This is a genomic window from Mesorhizobium sp. P3_A2 (assembly GCF_056403115.1).
On the sequence record NZ_JBFUGC010000003.1, the window covers coordinates 77,525 to 100,234 of the forward strand.

23 protein-coding genes are annotated in these 22,710 nt (G+C 62.2%); 16 read left to right on the forward strand and 7 right to left on the reverse strand.

The window, feature by feature from the left end; translation table 11 throughout:
* Positions 1-15: 15 nt before the first annotated feature.
* Complete coding sequence (locus tag AC1DXM_RS07830) at positions 16-4,341, reverse strand: cytochrome P450 (protein WP_477232550.1); 4,326 nt, start codon at positions 4,339-4,341, stop codon at positions 16-18.
* 129 nt (positions 4,342-4,470) lie between these two features.
* Positions 4,471-6,243 carry an adenylate/guanylate cyclase domain-containing protein gene (locus AC1DXM_RS07835; protein ID WP_477232551.1) on the reverse strand — a complete coding sequence of 591 codons (1,773 nt, stop codon included), beginning with the start codon at positions 6,241-6,243 and terminating at the stop codon, positions 4,471-4,473.
* A gap of 362 nt (positions 6,244-6,605) precedes the next feature.
* On the opposite strand from AC1DXM_RS07835, the gene AC1DXM_RS07840 reads away from it, so the two are divergent.
* The 3 genes from AC1DXM_RS07840 to AC1DXM_RS07850 all read left to right on the forward strand — a co-directional run bounded on the left by AC1DXM_RS07840 (position 6,606) and on the right by AC1DXM_RS07850 (position 8,253).
* Positions 6,606-6,866, forward strand: a complete 261-nt coding sequence (locus AC1DXM_RS07840) for a PepSY domain-containing protein (protein ID WP_192254054.1) — start codon at positions 6,606-6,608, stop codon at positions 6,864-6,866.
* An 84-nt stretch (positions 6,867-6,950) separates the two neighbouring features.
* Entirely contained in the window at positions 6,951-7,691 is a 741-nt protein-coding gene (locus AC1DXM_RS07845; RefSeq protein ID WP_477232552.1) for a lysozyme inhibitor LprI family protein, read from the forward strand.
* A 97-nt stretch (positions 7,692-7,788) separates the two neighbouring features.
* On the forward strand, positions 7,789-8,253 hold the full coding sequence (locus AC1DXM_RS07850) for a hypothetical protein (protein WP_477232553.1): 465 nt from the start codon (positions 7,789-7,791) through the stop codon (positions 8,251-8,253).
* Positions 8,254-8,350: 97 nt separating this feature from the next.
* Here AC1DXM_RS07850 and AC1DXM_RS07855 read toward each other — a convergent pair whose 3' ends face one another.
* Positions 8,351-10,228: a L,D-transpeptidase family protein gene (locus tag AC1DXM_RS07855; protein WP_477232554.1), complete on the reverse strand. Its 1,878-nt coding sequence runs from the start codon at positions 10,226-10,228 to the stop codon at positions 8,351-8,353.
* 214 nt (positions 10,229-10,442) lie between these two features.
* The gene (locus tag AC1DXM_RS07860) at positions 10,443-11,189 is read right to left on the reverse strand and encodes a 3-oxoacyl-ACP reductase family protein (protein ID WP_477232555.1); all 747 of its coding nucleotides are present in this window, start codon (positions 11,187-11,189) and stop codon (positions 10,443-10,445) included.
* A 99-nt stretch (positions 11,190-11,288) separates the two neighbouring features.
* On the opposite strand from AC1DXM_RS07860, the gene AC1DXM_RS07865 reads away from it, so the two are divergent.
* The gene (locus tag AC1DXM_RS07865) at positions 11,289-11,897 is read left to right on the forward strand and encodes a TetR/AcrR family transcriptional regulator (protein ID WP_477232556.1); all 609 of its coding nucleotides are present in this window, start codon (positions 11,289-11,291) and stop codon (positions 11,895-11,897) included.
* A gap of 63 nt (positions 11,898-11,960) precedes the next feature.
* The gene (locus AC1DXM_RS07870) at positions 11,961-12,356 is read left to right on the forward strand and encodes a rhodanese-like domain-containing protein (RefSeq protein WP_192254046.1); all 396 of its coding nucleotides are present in this window, start codon (positions 11,961-11,963) and stop codon (positions 12,354-12,356) included.
* Between the two features lie 8 nt (positions 12,357-12,364).
* Here the strand turns inward: AC1DXM_RS07870 and AC1DXM_RS07875 are convergent, their stop codons facing one another.
* Positions 12,365-13,276 carry an alpha/beta hydrolase gene (locus AC1DXM_RS07875; protein WP_477232557.1) on the reverse strand — a complete coding sequence of 304 codons (912 nt, stop codon included), beginning with the start codon at positions 13,274-13,276 and terminating at the stop codon, positions 12,365-12,367.
* Positions 13,277-13,324: 48 nt separating this feature from the next.
* On the opposite strand from AC1DXM_RS07875, the gene AC1DXM_RS07880 reads away from it, so the two are divergent.
* Positions 13,325-13,777, forward strand: a complete 453-nt coding sequence (locus AC1DXM_RS07880; RefSeq protein WP_477232558.1) for a MarR family winged helix-turn-helix transcriptional regulator — start codon at positions 13,325-13,327, stop codon at positions 13,775-13,777.
* Between the two features lie 416 nt (positions 13,778-14,193).
* Here AC1DXM_RS07880 and AC1DXM_RS07885 read toward each other — a convergent pair whose 3' ends face one another.
* Complete coding sequence (locus AC1DXM_RS07885; RefSeq protein WP_477232559.1) at positions 14,194-14,805, reverse strand: pyridoxamine 5'-phosphate oxidase family protein; 612 nt, start codon at positions 14,803-14,805, stop codon at positions 14,194-14,196.
* An 89-nt stretch (positions 14,806-14,894) separates the two neighbouring features.
* Between AC1DXM_RS07885 and AC1DXM_RS07890 the strand changes: the two genes are divergently transcribed.
* Positions 14,895-15,317, forward strand: a complete 423-nt coding sequence (locus AC1DXM_RS07890; RefSeq protein ID WP_477232560.1) for a nuclear transport factor 2 family protein — start codon at positions 14,895-14,897, stop codon at positions 15,315-15,317.
* Here AC1DXM_RS07890 and AC1DXM_RS07895 read toward each other — a convergent pair.
* Positions 15,314-15,667, reverse strand: a complete 354-nt coding sequence (locus tag AC1DXM_RS07895) for a gamma-butyrobetaine hydroxylase family protein (RefSeq protein WP_477232561.1) — start codon at positions 15,665-15,667, stop codon at positions 15,314-15,316. The genes AC1DXM_RS07890 and AC1DXM_RS07895 overlap by 4 nt on opposite strands.
* Positions 15,668-15,867: 200 nt before the next feature.
* On the opposite strand from AC1DXM_RS07895, the gene moaA reads away from it, so the two are divergent.
* The 9 genes from moaA (at position 15,868) to AC1DXM_RS07940 (ending at position 22,671) form a co-directional block, all read left to right on the forward strand.
* Entirely contained in the window at positions 15,868-16,863 is a 996-nt protein-coding gene (gene moaA / locus AC1DXM_RS07900; protein ID WP_477232562.1) for a GTP 3',8-cyclase MoaA, read from the forward strand.
* 54 nt (positions 16,864-16,917) lie between these two features.
* On the forward strand, positions 16,918-17,391 hold the full coding sequence (locus tag AC1DXM_RS07905; RefSeq protein WP_477232563.1) for a hypothetical protein: 474 nt from the start codon (positions 16,918-16,920) through the stop codon (positions 17,389-17,391).
* 120 nt (positions 17,392-17,511) lie between these two features.
* Complete coding sequence (locus AC1DXM_RS07910) at positions 17,512-17,868, forward strand: hypothetical protein (RefSeq protein WP_112561697.1); 357 nt, start codon at positions 17,512-17,514, stop codon at positions 17,866-17,868.
* Positions 17,869-18,002: 134 nt separating this feature from the next.
* Positions 18,003-18,923 carry a DMT family transporter gene (locus AC1DXM_RS07915; protein ID WP_477232564.1) on the forward strand — a complete coding sequence of 307 codons (921 nt, stop codon included), beginning with the start codon at positions 18,003-18,005 and terminating at the stop codon, positions 18,921-18,923.
* Between the two features lie 4 nt (positions 18,924-18,927).
* On the forward strand, positions 18,928-19,560 hold the full coding sequence (mobA, locus tag AC1DXM_RS07920; RefSeq protein WP_477232565.1) for a molybdenum cofactor guanylyltransferase MobA: 633 nt from the start codon (positions 18,928-18,930) through the stop codon (positions 19,558-19,560).
* Complete coding sequence (gene mobB, locus AC1DXM_RS07925) at positions 19,557-20,060, forward strand: molybdopterin-guanine dinucleotide biosynthesis protein B (protein WP_477232566.1); 504 nt, start codon at positions 19,557-19,559, stop codon at positions 20,058-20,060. Before mobA ends, mobB begins: the two co-directional genes overlap by 4 nt.
* A gap of 216 nt (positions 20,061-20,276) precedes the next feature.
* On the forward strand, positions 20,277-21,059 hold the full coding sequence (locus AC1DXM_RS07930; RefSeq protein WP_477232567.1) for an ABC transporter substrate-binding protein: 783 nt from the start codon (positions 20,277-20,279) through the stop codon (positions 21,057-21,059).
* Between the two features lie 74 nt (positions 21,060-21,133).
* The gene (locus AC1DXM_RS07935; protein WP_477232568.1) at positions 21,134-21,853 is read left to right on the forward strand and encodes an ABC transporter permease; all 720 of its coding nucleotides are present in this window, start codon (positions 21,134-21,136) and stop codon (positions 21,851-21,853) included.
* A complete protein-coding gene (locus AC1DXM_RS07940) occupies positions 21,850-22,671 on the forward strand; it encodes an ABC transporter permease (RefSeq protein WP_477232569.1) in 822 nt (273 codons plus the stop codon). The genes AC1DXM_RS07935 and AC1DXM_RS07940 overlap by 4 nt, the downstream gene beginning before the upstream one ends.
* Positions 22,672-22,710 lie beyond the last annotated feature (39 nt).

Sequence of the window (22,710 nt, forward strand, 5' to 3'; positions counted from 1 at the left end):
GGAAGACCAGCCGAATCAGAGCCGCGAAATCAGGTAGCGCAACGCCGAGCGGCTGGGCATGAAGAAATAACCGCCACCTCGTGTGGTGACGAACTGCGGCATATCGCGGAGCGTCGTGACCTTTTCCCATGACGGAATGGTGAACCTGCCATCACCGTCGCTCGCACCAATCGTCGGGTCCTTTTCAGCGACGAGGCCCTGGAATGTGGCCGACGAAACCCAGGTTTGCTGGATGAATTCATACTGGCGCTCGATGTCGGCGTTAAGGCACATGAAGAGCAGCCCCTTTTCGACCTTGCCATTCTTGCCGTCCGGCTTCTCATAGGTGCGGCCGACCCGCAGGATACGATGGCGCTTGCCGATATTGATCTGCGTATCGCGGTCCTCACCCAGCGAATCGCGTGGGTTGGAACGGCGTATGTGCGCACCAAGTGGGCAACGATGTCCTTGCGGGTCCTCGGCGCCAGTGGCGAAGTTGTTGTCGACAACGCGTCCCGGATGATCGGGGTTGCGCACCAGTGAGCTGCCGTTCTGCCAGCGGCCGAGCATCTTGGCAGCAATCCAATCTTGCGTGACGGCTTGGTTGCCGAGTTGGCTCGCGACCAAGGCTGCAGCCTTTTTGCAGTAGTCGTTGAAGACGTCGACATGCTGCTCGAACTGGCGAACAACGAGGAATGAGCCGTTGCGGCCGAAATCGCGCGGCGGTGTCGGCAGGCCCGGAATAAGCCGGCTACGGCGCACCTGCGAAAGGATTCCGGCTCGATCGCGTGATGCGCTTACCGAGGGCGAGGCTGGATAGAACCCATGCTCGTCACGATAACCGAACAGGAACTCGCCGGGCGCGACCAGATGCATAGGCGCGGCGCCCCTGCTGGCGCGGGTTGTGCCTCGGACAATCGGCTGCGAAATCCCGTCCGCGAAACCGAAATGCTCGTAGGCTGGCCCGCGTTCCGACCTACCGTCACGCTTTGCCCCATCGGACGATTTCGCATTCGTGTCGGTCGGACCACGATTTACGACGAGCGGCAGTTCGGCGACGACCTTCATGCCGGCACCGGTCGTCTTTCGTTTCACGGTGGCAATCTCGGTCTTCAACCTTCCCGGGTCTTCAGCATAGCAGACGATGACCACGTCCACGGGGTTCGCCAGCGACCCCCACTCCCATTCGTCCGGGCCGTCGCGGCCTCGGTCGTCCAGAATGCGGCCACGCTCGGGATTGCCCATGCCATGGCGAAAGGCGATCGGAAATGTTTCCAGTGGATCGCCATCCACCCCCTCGTCGAGCCCAAACTGCCGCAGGCCACCGGGACCAAAGGCTACTATCATAGCGCGCCCGGCGGGCCGGCCTTCGCCGAAACTCGTCTGCTCAACAACGAAATCGAGCCAGGCTCTGCGCTTGGGCGCCGGCAACTTGTCCGGCACGCGGATCGCAAGCATATGCGAATAACCGAGCGGGCCGAGCGGGCCGAAAAAGATGGACTGGATCTCGCCGGTTTCCAGCTGCTGCTCGAGAGGTGCCGGAAAAGCAGAACTGATATTGGCCAGCAGCGAGGTGGTCTTTTGAACGGTGGTCGTTTCGCTCGCCGGGCGCCGTAGCGAACCAAACAAGCTCAGCCAGTCGCGCGCCTCGTTGCCGACGGCGGAAGCAATGCCGCGCCTGATCCGGGAATTGATCCGGATGCGCGTTGTGTTGATTTGGGGATAGGCGGAGTACCAGAACAGTGTCGGCACCTGCTGGCGCCGCGCCCAGCGCTTGAAGCGATCGCCGTCACGCGCGCCGTCAAGGAACAGCCATCGTGTACGTGGATAGCCCACAGTGTTGCTCCACACGCCGGTCAGGCCAGCGGATGCCTTGGCGATGAAGTCCTCAAGATAACTTTCCCAGCTGCCACCGTAGTTGGAGAAGAACATCAATCTGTTGGAGCCCGGCAGGAGTATCCAGCGGGCAAAATGGATGGTGTTGATGGTGTTGAGGAAGCCTGGCTTGAACACCTTCTGGGCAGCTATCGAGATCAGGTAGAAGGAAAACCTGAGCGCCAGCCGCCGCAAGATGCCAGCCTTCATCGTCGAAATCGCGGTCAGATGGTTCTGCGCCGCGTGGTCCTCCTTGACGAGTATCGCGTTCAATTCAGATATGCCGATCGATGTGCTTTCCGGCTGATCTCTATCCTCGCGGCGTCGCAGCGCCAGCAAGCACGCAAACACCAGCAGCGCCGCTGCCACCAACACTCCAAGTCCCGACAACAGAAGTGAAGTGATTGCTACGGCTATGGCGGTGAAGGAGATTTCGTGGGAACTGATGTCGATGGATCTGCCGAACACCACACTATAGGTCATGTACCAGCAAGCAGCCCAGATGATCGCCACCGTGACGAAGACCGGCGGTACCAGCAAGGTCGTCATCAGGGCACGGCCCCAATGGCCCGGCGGCTTTTCCAGCCGGCTTTCGGCCGGCTCGAACGCCCAGGCAAACGTCCCCAATGATCGAAGATGCTGGCGAGCTTCCGCGAGCACGGCGGGAGCGTTGCCGGTGCCTTGGCGTGGCCGCTCCACGATGCCGCGCACAGCTTCGAAAAGCTCTGCCTCGGCCATGATGCGCTGGACCGAATGACCGGGCGTGCCTGAAAACACCAGTCCGGCATTGCTGCCGAAGGACGGCGAGATGTCGACATTGTGCTTGCGCAGGAAATCGTTCAAGGCGCCGCTGTCACGCAGGTCGCAGACGTCCTTGAAGATCGGCCGCAGCCGGTGCCCGATGGCGTGCGTCACCGCATTGATGACATCGTCGATGCTGCCGTCGCCGGAAATCTCGAGAACCAGAGCTCCCTTTTGCTGACCGGAATCAGCGTCGATCTCGCCCGTGCCGACAACCGCCAGGCTGGTGAAATGGATAGTGCCGACAATGTCGAGCGCGGTGCGGATCTCTTCGCCGGCCGGATTGCCGAGGCTGGCAACCTTGTCGCGCACAGCGTCCAGCGATCCGGACCCGGTGACCGGGCAGACCACCGTCACCATCGACTGGGTGACCGTGCGGCAGAGTGCTGCCGGTTCGAAATCGACCTTGAGGGTTTCGGGATAAGCGCCGATGCGCGTCATCCGCCCAGCCTTGCCCGACATGCGGCGCAGGTTCTGCTTCTGGAACAGAGCGCGCAGGCTTTCGCCGATCTGGATCCTGGCGATCTCGGCGCCGATGCACTGATGGATGCCGTGGCCGAAGACCATGTAGTCGCGATGCGGGCGCGATGTATCGAACTTGTCCGGGTTCTGCACGGCGTCCGCATCGAACATCGCCGACAGCGTAGCCGGCATCACCACGGTGCCCGCCTTGACGAGGCGCTCGCGTCGCGTGCCCTTGCCGATGATCGCGTCGCGTGCCGTGTAGCGCCACGGGCCGATCCAGATCGGCTTGAAGCGCATGGCTTCAAGGACGGCCTTGTCCAGCTTGCCGGTGTCGTTTTCAGCAAGTGCCGCGTCGATCGCCTGCCGTGCATCCGGCCGCGACAGGATCACGTCGAGGCAATTGCCGCTGGCCAGAACATTGGTCGGGACGAAGCCCGCGATCATGCCCAGCATGATCGAGTTGAGGTCGTCCCGCGACAAGCGGTCCTGGTCCATCTGGGCAACCAGCCTTGCCAGCGGCTGCTCGGTCTTCAAGCCCCGGTCCCTGACCGACTGGATAGAGCGGTCGATGACTTTGAGAAGACGATCGCCCGCCACCACTGCAAGCTCGCGCATGACGGGGCTCGCCCCCGGGTCCGAAAAGAAAAGCGCGCTGAGCGCGATCGACCAATCGGCGAATTCCGATTCGTCGTCGATCTCGATCCCGAAATAATCGCGGCAGATGTGCACTGGAACGAGCTTCAGCAATCCGGAGATCGCATCGAAACCGGGGCTGGCGCGCATCATGATCTCTTGCGAATGACGCGCTGCGATCGGCCTGACGACGGCTTCGACTTCGGCTGGCGGAAAGGCGCTCAGCACCGACGATTTCATCCGGCGGTAGTCGGCGCCGTCCTGCATGCCGAGGATGAAATTGGAGCCTCGCGCGAACTCGGTCATTTCCGGGCCGTACGGGGTTTGGAATTCGTCGCCGCGCTCCAATATGTCGCGGACATCGGCGTTCTTGGTGACGAGCAGAACCCCGAATAGTTTGCCGGTCGGGCGGAAGCGCCGCAAGAACGCCAACCACACGCGCGGATGATCTTCGACGACAAATTCGGCGATGCGCGCCAAAAAGCCCGTTTTGCGGATCCGGCCGAGATCGAAAGGCGGCATTTCCGATAGCGGTCGCTGGTTTTTCTGGGCCTCACGAATGCCGTCGAAATACTTCAGTTTGGTCATGCGCGTTCAAGCCCCCCGGCTGTCCACGTTATTGCGATGCCGGCCCTTCAACGCCTAGGTTTGCATCGATTGTACGTATGTGAATTTTTTCACAGTTAATCGGTGTTCGGCCAGCATTGAACGCCATGCTCATTTGGCCAGTTGGAAATTGGCGACGAGGAACTCGTTCGCGGCCTTGTCGGTAAACGGTATCCAGCGCACACGCTGTTCGGAAAAATCGGGATGCCGGGTGGCGAAAATGGCCATCTCGCGCCGCGCCTGTTCCGGCCGGCCGCTGCGCATCAGCGCGCCTATTTTCAGGAACCTGGCATAGAAATAGCCCGGAGACAGGTTGAGCGAGCGGTCGGCGGCGGCGATCGCCGCCGGCCAGTTCTCGACGAAACTGTAGGCTGCCGCCAGTTCCCCCAGATTGTGGAAGCGGTAGAGGTCGAACGGGCTCAGTCGCTCGGTGTCGAGAAAGAACGGGATCGCTGACGCGGCATTGCCGAGCAGCAGCTGGGCGCTGCCCATGGCCGAGCGCGCGAAGGCAAAGCTCGGATTGATGTGGATCGCTTCCTCGAGATGGTCGACCGCCGATCGCGGTTCACCCCGCATGATGTCGACGGCGCCGAGGTGGGCGTGCGGACGCGCATCCAGGCTGTCCATCAGCAAGGCCTTGCGGGCAAACTGCTCGACCTTGTTCAAATCGTCGCTGTCGCCGAACCGCAGCCATGCCCGCCAGAAATACCACCACGCCAGTTCGTTGAGCACGGCGCTCGAATTGGGGTCCTCGCGGTAGGCCTTCTGGAAGAACTCCAGCGCCGTTTCGGTGTCGCCGCGGGTGCGCCGGTTCATGTGCCAGCGTCCGCGCCGCACCAGCTGCCAGGTCTCCAGGCTTTCCCAGGGCACCTGGAAAGTGCGCGCCTGCTCCGCCCGGTCGACCTCCTTGTCGAGGATCGAAACGATCTCGGCGCCGATCTGGTCGCGCAGGTTGAAGATGTCGCCCAGGTCGCGATCGAAGCGCTGCGACCAGACCAGCCGCCCGTTGGACGCGTCCGCCAGTGAGGTGTTGAGGCGGATCTGGCCACCATTGCGCATCAGCGTGCCGCTGACGATGTAGCGCGCGCCGAGCGCGTTGCCGATCACCCGCGTGCCCAGCGTATCGTCGCGAAACTGGAAGCTGGAGCCCTTGGCGATGACCGAGAGCCACTTGGTGTTGGAAAGACCGTAGATAATGTCCTCGGCAATGCCATCGGCCATATAGCCGATGTCATGCTCGCCGCCATTGCCCTGAAAGGGCAGCACGGCGATCGCCGGCGGCCCTTTGGACGACAGCTTCTGCGGGGCGTTGACCTGAGGGATGGCCGCGAACGACGCCGCCGGCGAGGCCCCGTTGCCGCCGCGCCCGGCGATGAGGACGCGCACCGGCAGGGCAATGTTCTTCAGCATGAATTCGCCGAGATCGGTGAATTCGGCCGCCGTCGTGTCCTTCACATGGTGCCAGGTCGTCTCCGAAACGGCGAGACCGCCGCCCGGTGCGAACTCCTGGATGCGAGCGGCGATGTTGACGTCGTCGCCGTACAGTTGGCCGCCCCGCACGATGACGTCGCCGGTGTTGATGCCGGCACGAAACGGCATGCGCATGTCGTCGGCGACCGAAGCGTTGAGCGCGACGATGCGGCCCTGGAAATCGAAGGCCGCGCGCAAAGCCTCGATCGGGTTGCCGAATTCGGCCATGATGCTGTCACCGGCGTCGCCGAACGTGCGGCCGCCAAACGTGGCACAGCTGTCGGCGATGATGTCTCGCCGCTCCTCAAATGCCGCGACAGCAGACTCATCGTCGATGCCCATCAGCCGTGAAAACCCGACGGCATCGATAGAAATGATTGTCGCCAGCTGACGGGTGTAGTTCCGTACAGCCATGTTCGAGCCCCGGTCCCTTCTGGTTCTGGTCCAGCACAGGCGACGACCCGTTCCTGAAACATTCCGCCGCGCACTGAGAGAAGAAATCCCGGCGGGTTTGGCGCGCCATGCCACCCCGCCTAGACCAGAACTCTAGCAGGGTCTTGGGCAAAGCTCTACCACCATCGGGTTGTCCAGCGCAGGTCACGGCAGCGGCCATGGTTAGCCGCCGGTTACCGCAAATGCGTGGGGGGTATTCGCCCCCTCTGGGTTGCGGTTCCGGAGCGTTGCGGAAGCCACGCCTCGTTTGCCGTGGGCGGGAACAAATTGGGCTGCGAACGAGTTTCCGGTGCGATCCATGCCAACATGAAATGAGGGCAATCATGCGAAATCTTGTTTTGGCGACCGGCCTTGCACTGCTTCTCGCCGGCGCAACGGCCTTTGCCGCGGATGATGACAGGCCATTGCCGCCGCAGAATGCCCAGAAACTGTCGGCAATCATCGCCAAGGTCGAACAGCGCGACGGCTTCCGCTATGTCAAGGAAGTCGACTGGGACAAGGACGGCTACACCGTCACCTATTACACGGCCGACAAGGCGAAAGTCGAAATCACCTTCGATCCGGTGACCGCCGAACCGAAATAGCGCTGCCGCCCCTTCGGCAATTCCTTACAGCGGACTTTTTGCCTAGAGTGATGGGCAAACTGGTGCGTGAAAGTGGGGGCGGTCATGCTTTCTTCCAGCCGGGGTTCCAACTGGCTCGTGCCCGGCATTGCCTTGGCCTGCGCGATAATCTGCGGGACTGCGGCACGTGCCGAGGGACCGTCCTTCAATTGCCGCAAAGCCAGCCTGCCGGCGGAGAAGGCAGTCTGTGCCGATCCACAGCTTTCCGCCATCGATGCGCTGGTCGCGAAGGCCTTTACGGGTTTCGAACCGGCCTTTGGCGGCGACAAGCGCAAGATCGCCCGCGCGCTGATCGCCGACAGGAATGCCTGCGGGCAGGATGCCGCCTGCATCGTCAGCGCCCAGAACAACGCCCTGCAGACCTACGGCAATGCGCCGTCCTGGGTGCAGGACTACAACGTCGCCCTGATCGGCAAGAAGGCGCTCGACACCGCCGCACGCCATCCCAAAAGTCCCGACCAGCTCCTGCCCTCGTCGATCGGGCAATGCGCCTTCACCCACATCACGGCGCTGACGACGAGGCTCGGCGACGACCCGCTGGAAACCGCCAGTCCTGAAGCCGGCAGTCTGGCGCGATTCAGCAATGGCGGCGCCGGGGTTTCCTATGACCGGGAGCCCGGCCTCGCCAGCTCGAAAGTCGGCGACCCCGTCGTGATGTGCCTGATCTCGGTCCCGCGGGACTGCCCGGAGGGCGATGAACGCGGCCGTGTCTATTGCGGCGTCGACCTCACGATAAAGGGCAGGTGGGTGCTGCCCGATTCGCAACATATGTGCGGCGGCGCCTGAAGAGCGCCGCAAAGCACCGCTGGGTGCACTCTTGCGCCATTACGCCTTTGATGGCTCAGTGCGCGCGACAATTGCAGGGCACGGGGGTGCATTGGCGATGGTAAAGCACGTTTTGAAGCGCATCCTGATGATGTTAGCCGGCTATCTAGTGGCCGTGCTGGTCGGCCTGGTCGCCGTAGTGGCAATCTATGCCACGTTGAGTGCCCTGCCCAACGCGCCTGAGTATTTCGGTTTTGCCATCGTCACCCCGCTCGCGGCGCTAGTGGTGCCACCGCTGGGCATGTTCGTCTATTTCCTGACGATCATCCTAACCGGTCTGCAGACGCTGATCTTCGCGCTGATCGCCGAATTCTTCGCGCTGCGCAATTTCCTTGTGCACATGCTGTTTGGCGCTGCCGCTGCCGCGGCCGGCTTCTTCTTGATCTGGCCGGGCGCAGAAGAAGACACCCAACGCTGGGCCGATATCGGCATCATCGCCGGCGCCGGCCTGGTCGCGGGTCTCGTCTATTGGCTGATCGCCGGCCGTGATGCCGGCTTCCGGCGTCCGCTCATCCAGCGCTGATCGCACGAATCGTGCGAACGCCTATCGACTAAAATCTAAAAGAAACCAAAGAGATAGGAATGGTTCCTCGTTTCGATGAACGAGAAACCATGTGGGATCAGCTCGTCGGCGAACGCACCGCCTCGGTCGCGTCCAGCGCCTGCATCAGCCGCGTGTCGCGGTCGTACACGTCGTTGAAATACTCGACGTTGCCGGACAGGTCCGGCCAGGCGGTGAAGTATGCGACGTAGACGGGAATCTTGCGCGTCACGTCTTCGGTCGCATGGCCGTGCTTCAGCTTCTCGGCGATGTCGTCGACCGAGGTGCCGAGCACCGCCGCCGCCATGCCGCGCGGGTCTTGCAGGCGAATACAGCCGTGGCTCAGCGCACGCATGTCGCGCTGGAAGAAGGACTTTTGCGGCGTGTCGTGCATGTAGATGGCGTGCTTGTTGGGGAAGAGGATCTTCAACTCGCCGAGCGCATTGGCTTCGCTCGGCTGCTGGCGCACGCTGTAGGGAATGTTGGCGCCGTAGGCGCCCCAATTGACGGACGACGAGGGAACCCGCCTGCCGCGCGAATCGGTCACCTCGTAGCCGGCGCGGTCGAGATAGCCCGGATCGCCGCGCAGCCTGGGCAGCATCTCATTGACGATGATCGACTGCGGCACGCCCCAATAGGGATGGAAATCGACCTGCTTGATCTCCTTGAAGAAGAAGGCGGTCTGGTTGGTGGTCCGGCCGATGACGACGCGGGTCTTCAGCTTTTCCTCACCATTGTCGATATAGCTGGCGGTGAAGGCGGGCTGATTGATGAAGACGCGCGGGCTGCCGAGATCGGACGGCATCCAGCGCAGCTCTTCAAGTGCTACCTGCACTTTCTGCAGCCGGTCGGCCTTGGAGGCGCCGGCGAGCGAGGCGACGGTGCGCGGGCCGATGACGCCGTCGCCCTTCATGCCGGCCTTCACCTGCACGGCCTTGATGACCGGTACCAGTTCGGGAACATAGACGTCGCTGGCGCCGAGCCGGGACAGGATCTCGCCATAGGCGCCGCCCATCTCGTCGTCGAGATTGCGCGCGATCAGCGTCAGCAGCTTCGGCAGTTCGGCGCTTGTCTCGCCGGGCTTCAGCAACAGTTTCGGGTCGACGACGATTTCGTTTTCGGCGCTGGCCTGCAACGATTCCAGTTCGACGCGCAGCGCCTGGTATTCGGCGTTCTGCGGATGGCGCGATTCGAGATAGGTGCGCACCTGCTGGGTGCGGGCGAGCGTCTTCAGCACGCCTTCCATGTCGACCGGCTTCGGCGGAAATTCATAGTAGCCGGTGATGCGGTTGGGATCGACGCGGCCGCTCTGGGCATCATGGGCATAGCGCAGGACACGCGCCGACAGCGCCATCTCGAAGCGCACGAGCTCCTTCAGATGCGCGTCGGCATCGACCGCCGATGCATTGGCTGCCGGCACCTCGACCGTGTAGTCGGCCGGCGAGAGGCCATAGCTTGCCGCTTCGCCGAGCACCCGCACCGCATCCTGGGCGCGGGCATTGGGGTTGCCGTCGTTCACCCAGATGAAGTCGGGATTGGCCGAGTAATAGGCAATCAGCGCCTTGGCGATATCGGGCTCGGCATAGAGTTCGTAATCGCTGAGGCCTGCAACGGCTTCACGAAAGGCGGTGCTCGTCACCGACGGCACAAAGGCCGCATCCTCGGCTGTTGCCACCTGAGGGGGAGCTGCCACCAATGCCGTGAAGTCGACGCGCACCAGCCGGTCGGCCTTGTAGGTGTAGTAGCTCGGGCTGCTGATTTTGGTACCACCGCCGCCCGATACGGCGGGCGGCCTGCGCTTTGGCGGCGGTGGGAATTCGCCTTGCGAATTGTGTCTGACGCCACCGCCGAACAGCATGTCGAACAGCCCTTGCGCGCTTGCCTGCGGCATGCCGAAGGCCAGCGTTGCCGCAACCGCAAGCGGCATCACAGTGGCTTTATTTCCCAGAAATTTCATGGATCACCCGCTCCGGCTGCAAGCCGGCTCCCGTTCCGCGCCGCTAGACGATCTTGCCAACCGCATGGCGGATGTAAGGCGCTACTATACTGATTCATACTGATTTCGTTAAGCTTCCATAAATTTCGGCGGGTCTGTTGCAGAACGGTTTCACGACATCGTGACGCCAGGAGCGGCGTCGCCGCCGCCCCGGTCGTCAAAGCCGGCTGTTGCTTCAGGCGTTGGCGCCGCCGTCGATGGTCAGCGCCGCGCCGGTGACGAATCGCCCTTCCGGACCGGCCAGCCAGGCAACCATGCCGGCGATCTCGTCGGCCTTGCCGAAGCGGGGCGTCGCCATCTTCTGCCGCTGGTGTTCGGCATGCGGGCCTTCGGCCGGGTTCATGTCGGTGTCGGTCGAACCGGGGTGAACGACATTGGCGGTGATGCCGCGCGAGCCGAGGTCGCGTGCCAGCGCCTTGGTCAGGCCGACCAGCGCCGCCTTGCTGGTGGAATAGGCGCTGAGGCTGGTATCGGTAACGCGCTCCGCCAGATTGCTGCCGATCGAAATGATGCGGCCGCCCTCGCCCATGTGAGCCGCAGCCGCTTTCGAGGCGACGAACGGGGCTCTGAGATTAACCTCCATGGTTTCATCGAAGTCGGCCAACGACATTTGCTCGATGGGCGCAGCGCGCCAGATGCCGGCGCTGTTGACCAGGATGTCGAGCCGGCCGAAGGCATTCACCGCCTCGGAGACCGAACCTTCGATTGCCGCGGCGTCGCGATTGTCGGCCTGGATGGCGATGGCGCGGCCGCCTGCCGCGACGATCTCGGCAACGACCGCGTGCGCTGGCGCCTCGCTGTTGACATAGGTGATGGCGACATCGGCGCCATCGGCCGCAAGCCGCTTGGCAATCGCAGCACCTATGCCGCGGCTGCCGCCGGTGACGAGTGCTGCCTTGCCGTTCAATCCGTTCGCTGACATGCTATTCTCCTTTATGTAACGATCGATACATAAATGTCTGGCAGCCTTGCTCGCGCAGGTCAACTGAATTATGTATCGATCAACACAGAAATGAGAGCCATGCCGGAAAGAGGCCGTCCCCGCACCTTCGATCGAACCGCCGCCTTGCGGCAGGCGATGGAGCTGTTCTGGGCCAAAGGCTATGAAGGCACCTCGATGGCTGACCTGACCGCGGCGATGGGGATCAGCTCACCCAGCCTCTATGCCGCCTTCGGCAGCAAGGAGGCGCTGTTTCTCGAAGCGACCGACTATTACACCCGCACCGAAGGCACCGAGATCTGGACCGCGCTGGACGAAGCACCGACGGCATGCCAGGCGATCGAGAACTTCCTGCGCCAGACAGCCAGGGCCTATTCGCAGAACGACCGACCGCAGGGCTGTCTGATCGCGCTTGGCGCGTTGCACAAGGACTCAAGCAGCGGCGCGATCTGCGATGATCTGCGCCGCCGGCGCGCCGAAAACCACACCCTCTTGCTGAGACGACTGGAACGCGGCGTGGCGGAAGGCGAATTGCCGAAGGGCTTCGACAGCGACGCGGCTGCGACCTTCTATGCGACGGTGCAGCATGGCATGTCGATCCAGGCGCGCGACGGCGCCTCGTGTGACGCGCTGATGGCTACCGTGGCCGGAGCAATGGCGGCGTGGCAGGGGCTCGCCGGAACGGCGTGACAAAAAGCTGGCGTTGTGCTGGAAATCCGGTGAGCGGCGAAAACGCGCCGGGAGGGATTGTTCGTGAAAAAAGGCTATCGCGAGCTGCTTGACGAGGCCAATGCCGAGATCGAGGTGGTGTCGCCTGAGGAAGCGGCCGGGCTGCTCGACGACGAGGACACTATCTTCGTCGATTTGCGCGACCCCAGGGAAGTGGAGCGGGACGGCCAAATTCCCGGCGCCAAGCATGTCACCCGCGGCATGCTGGAATTCTGGATCGATCCCGAAAGCCCCTACCACAAGCCGTTCTTTGCATCGGGCAAGAGCTTTGTCTTCTTCTGCGCCGGCGGCTGGCGCTCGGCGCTGGCCACCAAGACGGCGCAGGACATGGGGCTGTCGCCGGTCAAGCACATACTCGGCGGCTACACCGCCTGGAAGGCGGCCGGGCTGCCGGTCGAACCAGGTGGCAAGAAGAAATAACCGTCAGGTCAGTGCAGCGATACTGTGTCCTGGTGACCGGTCACAAAGCCGACTGCGCGCGCGACAACGCCCTTGTCGGCAAGAATGCGGCGGTGGCCGAGCCCGTCGGCCCAGTGCAGCCGCACATGACTGCCGGCGCCGGCGTAGCGCCTGGCATGGTCGGCAGGAACCTCGCGGTCATCGGGCGCGTGGATGACCAGCGTTGGCACCGGCGCTTCGGCCAGTTGGCGGTCGCCGGTGAATTCGTTGAGCGGTCGGCCCGACAGTCGTTTCACCTGATCGGCCATGGAAACCTGCGAACGCGGGCCGACATTGAGCATGCGGCTGAAGTCGGCAAAGATCGCCGGCAGGGAACTCGGTGCTGCGATCAGCACCAGCTGTTCGGCCGCCACCGGCTGGATCCCTTTGATGGAACCGGCAATGGCGTTGGCGGCAACGGCGCCGCCGAACGAATGGCCGATGATCGCCTTGAACGGTCCGAACCAGTCAGCCGCCACCCTGGTTGCCTCGACCGCATTGACCATGTTGAGACGACGGCCCAGCGACTGGCCGTGGCCCGGCAGGTCGAGCGACGCGACCCGGTAGCCGGCATTGCGAAACCCTTCGATCAGCGCACGCATATATTCGGTGCGCGAGCGCCAGCCATGGATGACCAGCACAGTGCCGGCGGACGCCCTGCCCGGCTCCGGCCGGAATTCGTGCACCATGACGCAGCCGTTCTTGGTCTTCAGCCGGTGATGACGCGCCTCGGCCATGAAGCCGGCGGCGCGGTCGACCGCGCGCCGTTCGCCGTCGCTCAGCGCCTTCACGCTCGGCGTGCGGCAGAACAGTTCAAAGGCGGCGCGGCCGCTCAGGCGCGGCGCCACATGCTCGGCGGCGCCGAACACGCCCCGGATGACCTTCAGTCCAAATGATGCCATAGTGGCGATCCATCCATTCCGTTCAAGCATGAACATAATAGTTCAAACATGAACATTAAACAAGAGCTGCCCTGGGACAACCCGCGCTTTCGCAACTGGGTCGCGGTGGCGCGCGCCTGCCATGTGCTTGAGCGTACGCTGGCGGTGAAGCTGGCGCCGCTGGACCTGAAGCCGGCGCAACTCGACGTGCTGATGAACCTCTATCGCCATCCCGGCATGTCGCAGCACGATCTCGCCCGCAAACTGCTGGTCGGCCGCTCCAACATCACCATGCTGTTGCCGCAACTCGAGGCGCGCGGCCTGCTCGTCCGTGAAGGCGACGAGAAGGACAAGCGCGTGCTGCGGCTGACGCTTACCGAGGCCGGCACGGAGCTGCTTATGAAAGCGCTTAAGGTGCATATGGCGCTGATCGAGAAGGCGATGAGCCAGTCGACACCGGAACAATGCGACATGATCGGCGAACAGATGCGCAAGATCTACGATGTGCTGAAGGATATCTGAGCAGTCAGGGCATGATCTCCGGGAAAGATCATGCTCTTGCGTGTCGTCTGAGGGGCCGACCTACCCTGCGCAATTTTTCCGCGGCTTTGCTTGGCATCGTTGTGCCTCTGTGCGGGCCGCCGCCGCACAGGATTACGCTTGATATTGCGCAGGCAAGCAAAGGATGGGTAGGAGACGTTGCGACATTGGACCCAGATTCTTCACGGCCATTGGGTTTCCCTCCTGCAGGAAGGGCGCCGTCGACCAGACCTATCCCCGATTGTCGCGGCCATGAGAACAAGGACCGCTACCTTTTCGGGGTGGCGGTCCCGTTCATGCTCGCTGATTTGCCCTTGATCGAGGTCGGTTCAATTGGCATCGCGCAACTGGCGACGGTACGGTTCGTCAAGTTGGGGCCGCCTCTAGAAGCGACCAACTCACCACATCGTCTTCTTCGCCCGCTCCGGCCATTCCTTGTCGTAGGTTTCCGCGTCGATATTTTTGCGGCTGGTGACTTCCAGTATTTTTCCCGGCGTCGGCAGTGATTTCGGATCGACGTGTTTCGCCGGGTTCCACAGCTCGGAGCGGACGATGGCGCGGGCGCACTGGAAATAGACCGAATCGACGTCGACCACGGTGACTGAGCGCGCCGGCTTGCCTTCGACGGTGAAGGAGGCGCACAGCGCGGCATCGGTGGTGATGCGGGCGCGGCCATTGACACGCAAAGTCGTGCCCGAGCCCGGCACCAGGAACAGCAGCCCGACGCGCGGATCCCGGATGATGTTCTTCAGCGAATCGGCGCGGTTATTGCCGCGCCGGTCCGGCATCATCAGGGTCTTCGGATCATGGATGCGCACGAAGCCGGCGAGATCGCCACGCGGCGAGCAGTCCAGCCCTTCCGGCCCGCTGGTTGCCAAAGCGACGAAGGGCGAGGCCTCGATGAAGGCGGCATATTCGGGGATGACATGATCGAGTTCCTTGACCGTCGACGCTTCGCCGGGCAGGCCATAGAGCGCTTCGAGCTGTTCGACCGTGGTGATGTCAGACATTTTCCCGTCTCCGAAACGTTGTCGGCGTTACCCCAATTCCATGACGTCCTTGCGACGCGCCACAGCGTGACAATCAGGAAACGGGTGTCATGGAACTTCTCGAAAACATGTTCGACGTCGAAATGCGATTCCTGCAATCGGGGTCGGGCAACATCGAGATGCTGACCGGCGCCTTCCACAGGGATGTCGTCGTGCATGAACCGGACTCTCTGCCCTATGCCGGCGACTGGAGCGGCCTTGAAGGCATCGCAGCCCTTTTCCACAAGATGCAGGAAAGCTGGAGCAATGTGGCGGTGGAGAACCTTCAGGCAGCGCAAAACGATGACATTGTCTTCATGAGCTGCACGCTTTCGCTGACGGCGCGAGCCAATGGCGTGACGATCAGGCAGCCGTTTGCCGAAGTCCTGCGCTTCAGGGATGGTCGGCTGATTGAAGGCACACCCTTCTACTACGACACCAGCGAGATCCTGGCGGCCCTGGCCAAGCCGAAAGATGCGGACAGGACGACCTAGCGATCGCGGCTCAGCCCCTTCTCCTGGAGCTCCGCGAGATATGCGTTCCAGCGCGCCTCCTTCTCATGGCCGAGCGTGTGCAGATAGTTCCAGGTGAAGATGCCGGTGTCGTGGAAATCGTCGAAGGTGATGCGCACGGCGTAGTTGCCGACCGGCTCGATCTTGAGGATGGCGACGTTGCGCTTGCCTGGCACCGTCACCCGCTGCTCAGGCGAGTGGCCCTGCACTTCGGCCGAGGGCGAGGCGACGCGCAGCAATTCGGCCGGCAGTTCGAACGGTTGGTGATCGGGAAAGGTGACGGACAGCAGTTTTCTGTCCTTCGAGACCCTGAGTTCCTTCGGCGCCGTCATTGTCGTCCACCCTGCATCAATCCACCCTTCCCTACGCTGCTTCGCTCAGCCGGAAAAGGTCATTTAGACCCCGCCGACATCGGATGTCGGCCAGGGAATGTTACCAAAGATCAAGAGCGGCTATCTTGAATGGCGGGTTGGTTCGTATCACATAGCTGTATATAACGGCGCCACTAGCAGCCATTGGAAACGCTTGACGCATGGACATGATCGATCCTTTCGGTCGCACGATCAGCTACTTGCGCGTGTCGGTCACCGACCGCTGCGATTTCCGCTGCACCTATTGCATGGCCGAGGACATGGCTTTCCTCCCCAAGAAGGACCTGCTGTCGCTCGAGGAACTTGACCGGCTCTGCACCGTCTTCATCGAAAAGGGTGTGCGCAAACTGCGCCTCACCGGCGGCGAACCGTTGGTGCGCAAGAACATCATGCATCTGGTGCGCCAGCTGTCGCGGCATTTGAAGAGCGGCGCGCTGGAAGAACTGACGCTGACCACCAATGGTTCGCAGCTGTCGCGCTTTGCCGCCGAGCTCGCCGATTGCGGTGTCAAGCGCATCAATGTCTCGCTGGACACGCTCGACGCCGACAAGTTCCACGCCATCACCCGCTGGGGCCATCTCGACAAGGTTATGCAAGGCATCGGCGCCGCGCAGGCGGCAGGTCTGAAGGTCAAGCTCAACGCGGTGGCGCTGAAGGATTTCAACGACGCCGAGATTCCTGAGATGCTGCGCTGGGCGCATGGCCGCGGCATGGACCTCACCGTCATCGAAACCATGCCGATGGGCGAGATCGACGCCGACCGCACCGACCAGTATCTGCCGCTGTCGCTGCTGCGCGCTTCATTGGAGCGTCAGTTCACGCTAAGCGACATCCCCTACAAAACCGGCGGCCCGGCGCGCTATGTCCATGTCGCCGAGACCGGCGGCCGGCTCGGTTTCATAACGCCGATGACGCATAATTTCTGCGAAAGCTGCAACCGGGTGCGGCTGACCTGCACCGGCACGCTCTATATGTGCCTGGGCCAGGAGGATGCAGCCGACCTGCGCGCGCCATTGCGTGCGTCCGAAGGCAACGAACTGGTCGCCACCGCAATCGACGAAGCGATCGGCCGCAAGCCCAAGGGTCATGATTTCATTATCGACCGCCGCACCAGCCGCCCCTCGGTATCGAGGCATATGAGCGTCACCGGCGGCTGATTTTTCCGCGTTCTCGTGCAATGGATGACTCCACTTTTTGATCGGAGGCATGGCATGAAGCGTTTTTTCTCAGGTTTGGTATCGGCAGCATTGATCGCGGCAAGCAGCGCCGCTGCCGCGCCGTTCACCTACACCAATGCGCGCTTCGGCACCGTCTGCACCTTTCCCGACGAAATCTTCACAGACCGCCAGCCCGATCCGGACAATGGTGACGGACAGCAATGGCTCAGCGCCGACGGCGCCAGCCTGATCTGTTCTGGCATCCTCAACGTCAGTAATGACACGCCCAAAAGCTTTGTCACTGATGAGAAAGCAAGCAAGGAGGCGGGCTACGAGATTACCTACAGCAAGACCGGCAAGAACTGGGCGGTCCTGTCGGGGCTGAAGGATGGAAAGATCTTTTACGAGCGGCGCCTGTTCGGCAAGGAAGGCGTCATTCACACCATATGGATCGACTATCCGCCGGCGGTGAAAGCGAAATACGATCCGCTGGTCGGCGCCATCGCCGGCAGCCTCAAAGCCCGTTGAGCATTTTCGGACACATCCCAGAAAAGTCTTCTGCGCAAAACACCGGCGGATTTACCGCAAGCGCGATCAGGCCTAGCTTCCCGCCCTGTAGCGGTTCTTTGCTCACTGGGGGAATACGACATGCGCAAACTCTTACTTTCACTTGCAGTGGTTGGGCTTGCAGCCGCGCCGGCAGCAGCACAATCGATCGGCGGGAAGTACACCGTCGCCGGCACCAATTTCGACGGCTCGAAATATGGCGGCGAAGCAACCATCACGCTGACCAGCGAGACCACCTGCACCATCCACTGGGAAACCGGCGGCTCGTCCTCGGACGGCATCTGCATGCGCAACGACAATGCCTTCTCCGCGGGCTATGTCATGGGCGAAGAGATCGGCCTCGTCGTCTACAAGGTGGAGGATGATGGCTCGCTGCACGGCCTCTGGACGATCGCCGGCAAGAACGGCAGCGGCACCGAGGTGCTAACGCCGAAATGAGGCTCCCGATCATCTGATCGGCCCTCGCTGGGATTTTACAGGCCACGGGTGAAAGTCCTTGGCCTATTTCTTTGACGTTGCTGTCTTGCCGCCGACTGCTACAGGCTTGATTTAGTGCAAAACCGGTAACGCCCTTGCCTCTTTCCCCAAATCTTCGCGGTGCGCTGTTCATGATGGTGGCCATGATCGGCTTCACCCTCAATGACGCCATCACCAAGTTCTCGTCGGAATCGATGAACATGGCGCAAGTCATGCTGGTGCGCGGCGCCTTTGCGTCGGTGCTCGTCGGCCTGCTCGCCTGGCAGCAAGGCGCCCTCGCACGACCGGGCTCGATGCTGCAGCCGCTGGTGGCGTTGCGCGTCGTCGGCGAGGCGGGCGCTACCGTCGCCTTCCTTGTCGCGTTGGCGCATTTGCCGATCGCCAATGTGTCGGCGGTGCTGCAGGCACTGCCGCTGGCGGTGACGATGGGCGCGGCCCTTGTGTTTGGCGAAGGCGTCGGCTGGCGGCGTTGGCTGGCGATCGCCGTCGGTTTCGGCGGCGTGCTGATCATCGTGCGGCCAGGTTTTGAAGGATTCAGCGTCTATTCGCTATACGCACTCGTCTGCGTCGCCTGTTGCGCGGTGCGTGATCTCGCCACCAAACGTATCCCGCAGGCTATTCCGACATTGCTGGTGTCGACAGCAACCGCGATCGCCATGACCATTGTCGGCGCCGTGCTGCTGTCGCCGATGGGCGGCTGGACGCCGATGTCGGGCAAGGGAACCGCGCTGCTGGCGCTGGCGGCTGTGCTGGTGCTGATCGGCTACCAGTTTATCATCATGGCGATGCGGGCTGGCGACATCTCCTTCATCGCGCCATTCCGCTACACCGCGCTGTTATGGTCGATGCTGCTTGGCCTCAGCATCTTCGGCGATGTCCCAGACCTGCCGATGATCGCCGGCTCCGCCATCATCATCGGCTCCGGTCTTTACGCGCTCTATCGCGAGCGGGTCGTCGGACGGCAGAAGCCCGCGGCCGAAAGCGCTGGACCCGACATGGCGCCGGACGGCATATAGGGCAATGAGCCGAGACATTGCAGGGATCATCCTAGCCGGAGGCCTGTCGCGGCGCATGGGCGGCGGCGACAAGACCTTGCTCGCCCTTAGCGGGCGTCCGCTTCTCGGCCATGTCGTTGCCCGTTTGGCGCCACAGGTCGGATCGCTGGCGCTGAGCGCCAATGGCGATCCGGCACGTTTTGCGGCGTCCGGACTTTCGGTTCTCGCCGATACGGTCGAAGGCCATGCCGGACCGCTGGCCGGGATCCTCACCGGCCTCGAATGGGCGGCGACAAACACCGCCTGCAAATCCTTGGTGACCGCCGCCGGCGACACGCCGTTCCTGCCGGTCGATCTGGTCGCAATGCTGGCCTCCGCCGCAGCCGGTCGGCCAGGCTCGATCGCTGTCGCCAGTTCCAGCGGCAGGCGGCATCCGACCTTCGCGCTATGGCCGCTCGGGCTGCGTCAGGCCTTGCGCCATTTCCTGGTCGATGAGGACAATAGGCGCGTCTCGGCCTTCGTCGAGCACCATGATTTTGTCGAGGTGGAGTTTCCCTTGTCCGCTCTTGGCGGCAATGAGATCGACCCGTTCTTCAACATCAACACGCCAGACGATCTTGCGGTGGCGGAGCGTCTGTTGCAGAGCATCGGGCCATGAACATCTTCGGCATCACCGGCTGGAAGAATTCCGGCAAAACCACACTGACCGAGAAGCTGGTCACCGAGCTCGTCCGGCGCGGCTGGACGGTGTCGACGGTCAAACACGCCCATCATGAGTTCGACATCGACAAGCCGGGAGCCGACTCCTTCCGCCATCGCCAGGCGGGGGCCACCGAGGTCGCGATTGTGTCGGGCGTGCGCTGGGCGCTGATGCATGAATTGCGCGCAGAGAACGAGCCGACGCTGGAGACGATCCTGTCGCGGCTGGCACCGTGCGACATCGTGCTGGTCGAAGGCTACAAGCGCGAGGCGCACAAAAAGATCGAGACCAGGCGACTGGAGGCCAAGGATCGCTCGCCGCTCTCGGCAAATGACGCGCATATCGTGGCGATCGCCGCCGACTTCGCGGTCACCGGCGAAAGCCTGCCGGTGTTCGACCTCGACGACACCGGATCGATAGCCGACTTCATCGAGCGCGCCACCGGCCTAAAACCGTGAGGCCCCTGCCCGAACCCGGTTCAGCCGCTCTCTTCAGCTGTTTCATTGTCTGACCCGGCGTCAGCATTGGCTGGACGCGCAAATCCCGCAAGCAACGGTTTTACAGTTGCTTTTCTCCCGAAAACAGTGGGAGTATCCTGCCAGCGGGCGGTCAAAAGCACCGCCCCACAGAGCCGTTCCGGAACGACGGCCGGGAGCAATAAAGAGAGGACTATCATGCGTATTGCACTGCGTATCGCGCTCGCCGCATCGGCTGCGCTGCTGACGCTCGGCGTCGCCCAGGCTCAGGAAACCCTGAGGATCGGCACCGAAGGCGCCTACCCACCCTTCAACAATTTGACCTCCGATGGCCAGCTCGTCGGCTTCGACATCGACATCGCCAAGGCGCTCTGCGACGAGATGAAGGTCAAGTGCACCTTCGTCGCCCAGGATTGGGACGGCATCATCCCGGCGCTGCAGGCCGGCAAGTTCGACGCCATCGTGGCCTCGATGTCGATCACGCCGGAGCGTCTGGAAAAGGTCGACTTCACCCACAAATACTACAACACCCCCTCGGCGATCGCCGTGCCGAAGGACTCGACCCTCAAGGGCGTGACCAAGGAAGATTTGGCCGGCAAGACCATCGGCGTGGCAACGACGACGACGCATTTCAACTATGCCTCGAAGACTTATACGGACAGCACCATCAAGGGTTATCCGAGCAGCCCCGAAGAGCAGGCCGATCTCGCCAATGGCCGTCTCGACGCGATCGAGGATGACATCGTCGTATTGCAGCAATTCCTGGATTCGCCTGATGGCGCCTGCTGCAAGATTCTCGGCCAGCCCTCGCCGCAGCCAGTCGAGATCTTTGGGCCGGGCGCCGGCATCGCCGTGCGCAAGGGCGAGACGGATCTGGTCAACAAGTTGAACAGCGCCATCGACGCCATCCGCGCCAACGGAAAGTACAAGGAAATCAACGACAAGTACTTCAAGTTCGACGTCTTCGGCGCCGAGTCCTGATTATCTGAAACAAGGCGGCAGGGGAAATTTCTCCTGCCGCCTTGGCCTGACAGAAGTGGAGACAAGATCCGTCAATGCCAAGCCAGAACATATGGATACTTCTCACTTGGGGACCCGATGGCTGGATTGACGATATTGCCTATGGCGCACTGGTCACCATCGCGCTTGCGCTGGCGACACTGCCCATCGGCCTGACGATCGGCTTTTTCGTCGCCTGGGCCAAACAATCCGAAGAACCGTCGCTGCGGCTGGCAGCCAACATCTACACCACCGTCTTCCGCGGCTTGCCGGAACTGGTGACGCTGTTTCTGTTTTTCTTCGGCGTACCAATCCTGTTGCAGCACCTCGTGCGATATTTCCGACCAGACGCGACCATCGACGTCAACAGCTTCGTCGCCGGCATGATCGTGCTGTCGCTGATCTTTTCATCCTATGCCAGCGAGGTGTTTCTTTCAGCCTTTCGAGCCATACCGAAAGGTCAGTATGAGGGCGGCTATGCCATCGGCCTGTCGAACTGGCTGACCATGCGCAAGGTGATCTTGCCGCAACTCCTTCGCATCGCGTTTCCCGGACTTGAGAACTGCTGGCTTAGCCTGCTCAAGGATACGTCGCTCGTATCGGTCGTCGGCCTCGCCGAGACGCTGCGCAATGCCTACACGGCTGCCCGCGTTACCAAGCACGCTTTCCTGTTTTATGGCGTTGCGGCCATGGTGTTCCTTGGTCTGGCCGTCGTTTCATCTTTTGCCACCAGCGCGATCCTGCGCTCGCTCGGCCGGCGGGAGGCGCAACGATGAGCGTCACAGCCGCCTTGGTCGAACGACCGCCACCCCGGGCGCGCGGCTGGCCGCGCAGCCGTGTCATCGGCTATGCGATGGTCGGTTTCTGGATCCTGTTCGGCCTTGGCATCGTCAGTTATCTGATCTTTGCCTGGAACGCCGATTTCTTCGCCAAATATGCCCCGGCCTATCTGAAGGGCCTGCAAACCACGCTGTTACTGGTCTGCATATCGATGGTGCTCGGAGCGATCCTGTCGGTGCCGGTCGCTTATGGGCGCATGTCCGCCAACCGGCTCCTGTCCGGCCTCGCCTATTGCTATGTCTATTTCTTCCGCGGCACGCCGCTGCTGGTCCAGACCTATCTGGTCTACTACGGACTGGGATCGTTCAGGGCTGAGCTTCAAACGGTCGGCCTCTGGGATTTTTTCAAGGACGCTTTCAATTGCGGTGTGTTTGCCTTCGCACTCAACACCGCCGCCTATCAGGCCGAGATCCTGCGCGGCGCCATCGAAAGCGTGCCAAGAGGCCAGTGGGAGGGTGCTGCTTCGCTTGGGCTGCACAAGCTGCAGACGCTCCGCAAGATCATCCTGCCGCAAGCGCTGATCGTCGCCTTGCGTCCCTATGGCAATGAGTTGATCCTGATGGTCAAGGCCTCGGCCATCGTCGCCATCATCACCGTCTACGATTTGATGGGTCAGGCCAAGCTTGCCTTTGCCAATTCGTTCGACATCCAGGCCTATATCTGGGTCGCCCTCGTCTATCTGGTGATGGTCGAGATCTTGCGCCATGGCGTTGAATGGATCGAACGCCGGATCACCATACATCTGAAGCGTTGACTGGTTCCATGTGCCTGTGCCAGTCGATCGGCCCACGCG

Excerpts from the sequence above, each read along its gene's own strand:
- AC1DXM_RS07895 (WP_477232561.1), bottom strand. The coding sequence starts at position 15,667 with ATGACGGCGCCGAAGGAACTCAGGGTCTCGAAGGACAGAAAACTGCTG.
- AC1DXM_RS07855 (WP_477232554.1), bottom strand. The coding sequence starts at position 10,228 with ATGAAATTTCTGGGAAATAAAGCCACTGTGATGCCGCTTGCGGTTGCG.
- AC1DXM_RS07885 (WP_477232559.1), bottom strand. The coding sequence starts at position 14,805 with ATGTCTGACATCACCACGGTCGAACAGCTCGAAGCGCTCTATGGCCTG.
- AC1DXM_RS07835 (WP_477232551.1), bottom strand. The coding sequence starts at position 6,243 with ATGGCTGTACGGAACTACACCCGTCAGCTGGCGACAATCATTTCTATC.
- AC1DXM_RS07940 (WP_477232569.1), top strand. The coding sequence starts at position 21,850 with ATGAGCGTCACAGCCGCCTTGGTCGAACGACCGCCACCCCGGGCGCGC.
- AC1DXM_RS07830 (WP_477232550.1), bottom strand. The coding sequence starts at position 4,341 with ATGACCAAACTGAAGTATTTCGACGGCATTCGTGAGGCCCAGAAAAAC.
- AC1DXM_RS07890 (WP_477232560.1), top strand. The coding sequence starts at position 14,895 with ATGGAACTTCTCGAAAACATGTTCGACGTCGAAATGCGATTCCTGCAA.
- AC1DXM_RS07910 (WP_112561697.1), top strand. The coding sequence starts at position 17,512 with ATGCGCAAACTCTTACTTTCACTTGCAGTGGTTGGGCTTGCAGCCGCG.
- AC1DXM_RS07875 (WP_477232557.1), bottom strand. The coding sequence starts at position 13,276 with ATGGCATCATTTGGACTGAAGGTCATCCGGGGCGTGTTCGGCGCCGCC.
- AC1DXM_RS07850 (WP_477232553.1), top strand. The coding sequence starts at position 7,789 with ATGGTAAAGCACGTTTTGAAGCGCATCCTGATGATGTTAGCCGGCTAT.
- AC1DXM_RS07905 (WP_477232563.1), top strand. The coding sequence starts at position 16,918 with ATGAAGCGTTTTTTCTCAGGTTTGGTATCGGCAGCATTGATCGCGGCA.
- AC1DXM_RS07930 (WP_477232567.1), top strand. The coding sequence starts at position 20,277 with ATGCGTATTGCACTGCGTATCGCGCTCGCCGCATCGGCTGCGCTGCTG.
- AC1DXM_RS07840 (WP_192254054.1), top strand. The coding sequence starts at position 6,606 with ATGCGAAATCTTGTTTTGGCGACCGGCCTTGCACTGCTTCTCGCCGGC.
- AC1DXM_RS07860 (WP_477232555.1), bottom strand. The coding sequence starts at position 11,189 with ATGTCAGCGAACGGATTGAACGGCAAGGCAGCACTCGTCACCGGCGGC.
- AC1DXM_RS07865 (WP_477232556.1), top strand. The coding sequence starts at position 11,289 with ATGCCGGAAAGAGGCCGTCCCCGCACCTTCGATCGAACCGCCGCCTTG.
- AC1DXM_RS07935 (WP_477232568.1), top strand. The coding sequence starts at position 21,134 with ATGCCAAGCCAGAACATATGGATACTTCTCACTTGGGGACCCGATGGC.
- AC1DXM_RS07845 (WP_477232552.1), top strand. The coding sequence starts at position 6,951 with ATGCTTTCTTCCAGCCGGGGTTCCAACTGGCTCGTGCCCGGCATTGCC.
- mobB (WP_477232566.1), top strand. The coding sequence starts at position 19,557 with ATGAACATCTTCGGCATCACCGGCTGGAAGAATTCCGGCAAAACCACA.
- moaA (WP_477232562.1), top strand. The coding sequence starts at position 15,868 with ATGGACATGATCGATCCTTTCGGTCGCACGATCAGCTACTTGCGCGTG.
- mobA (WP_477232565.1), top strand. The coding sequence starts at position 18,928 with ATGAGCCGAGACATTGCAGGGATCATCCTAGCCGGAGGCCTGTCGCGG.
- AC1DXM_RS07880 (WP_477232558.1), top strand. The coding sequence starts at position 13,325 with ATGAACATTAAACAAGAGCTGCCCTGGGACAACCCGCGCTTTCGCAAC.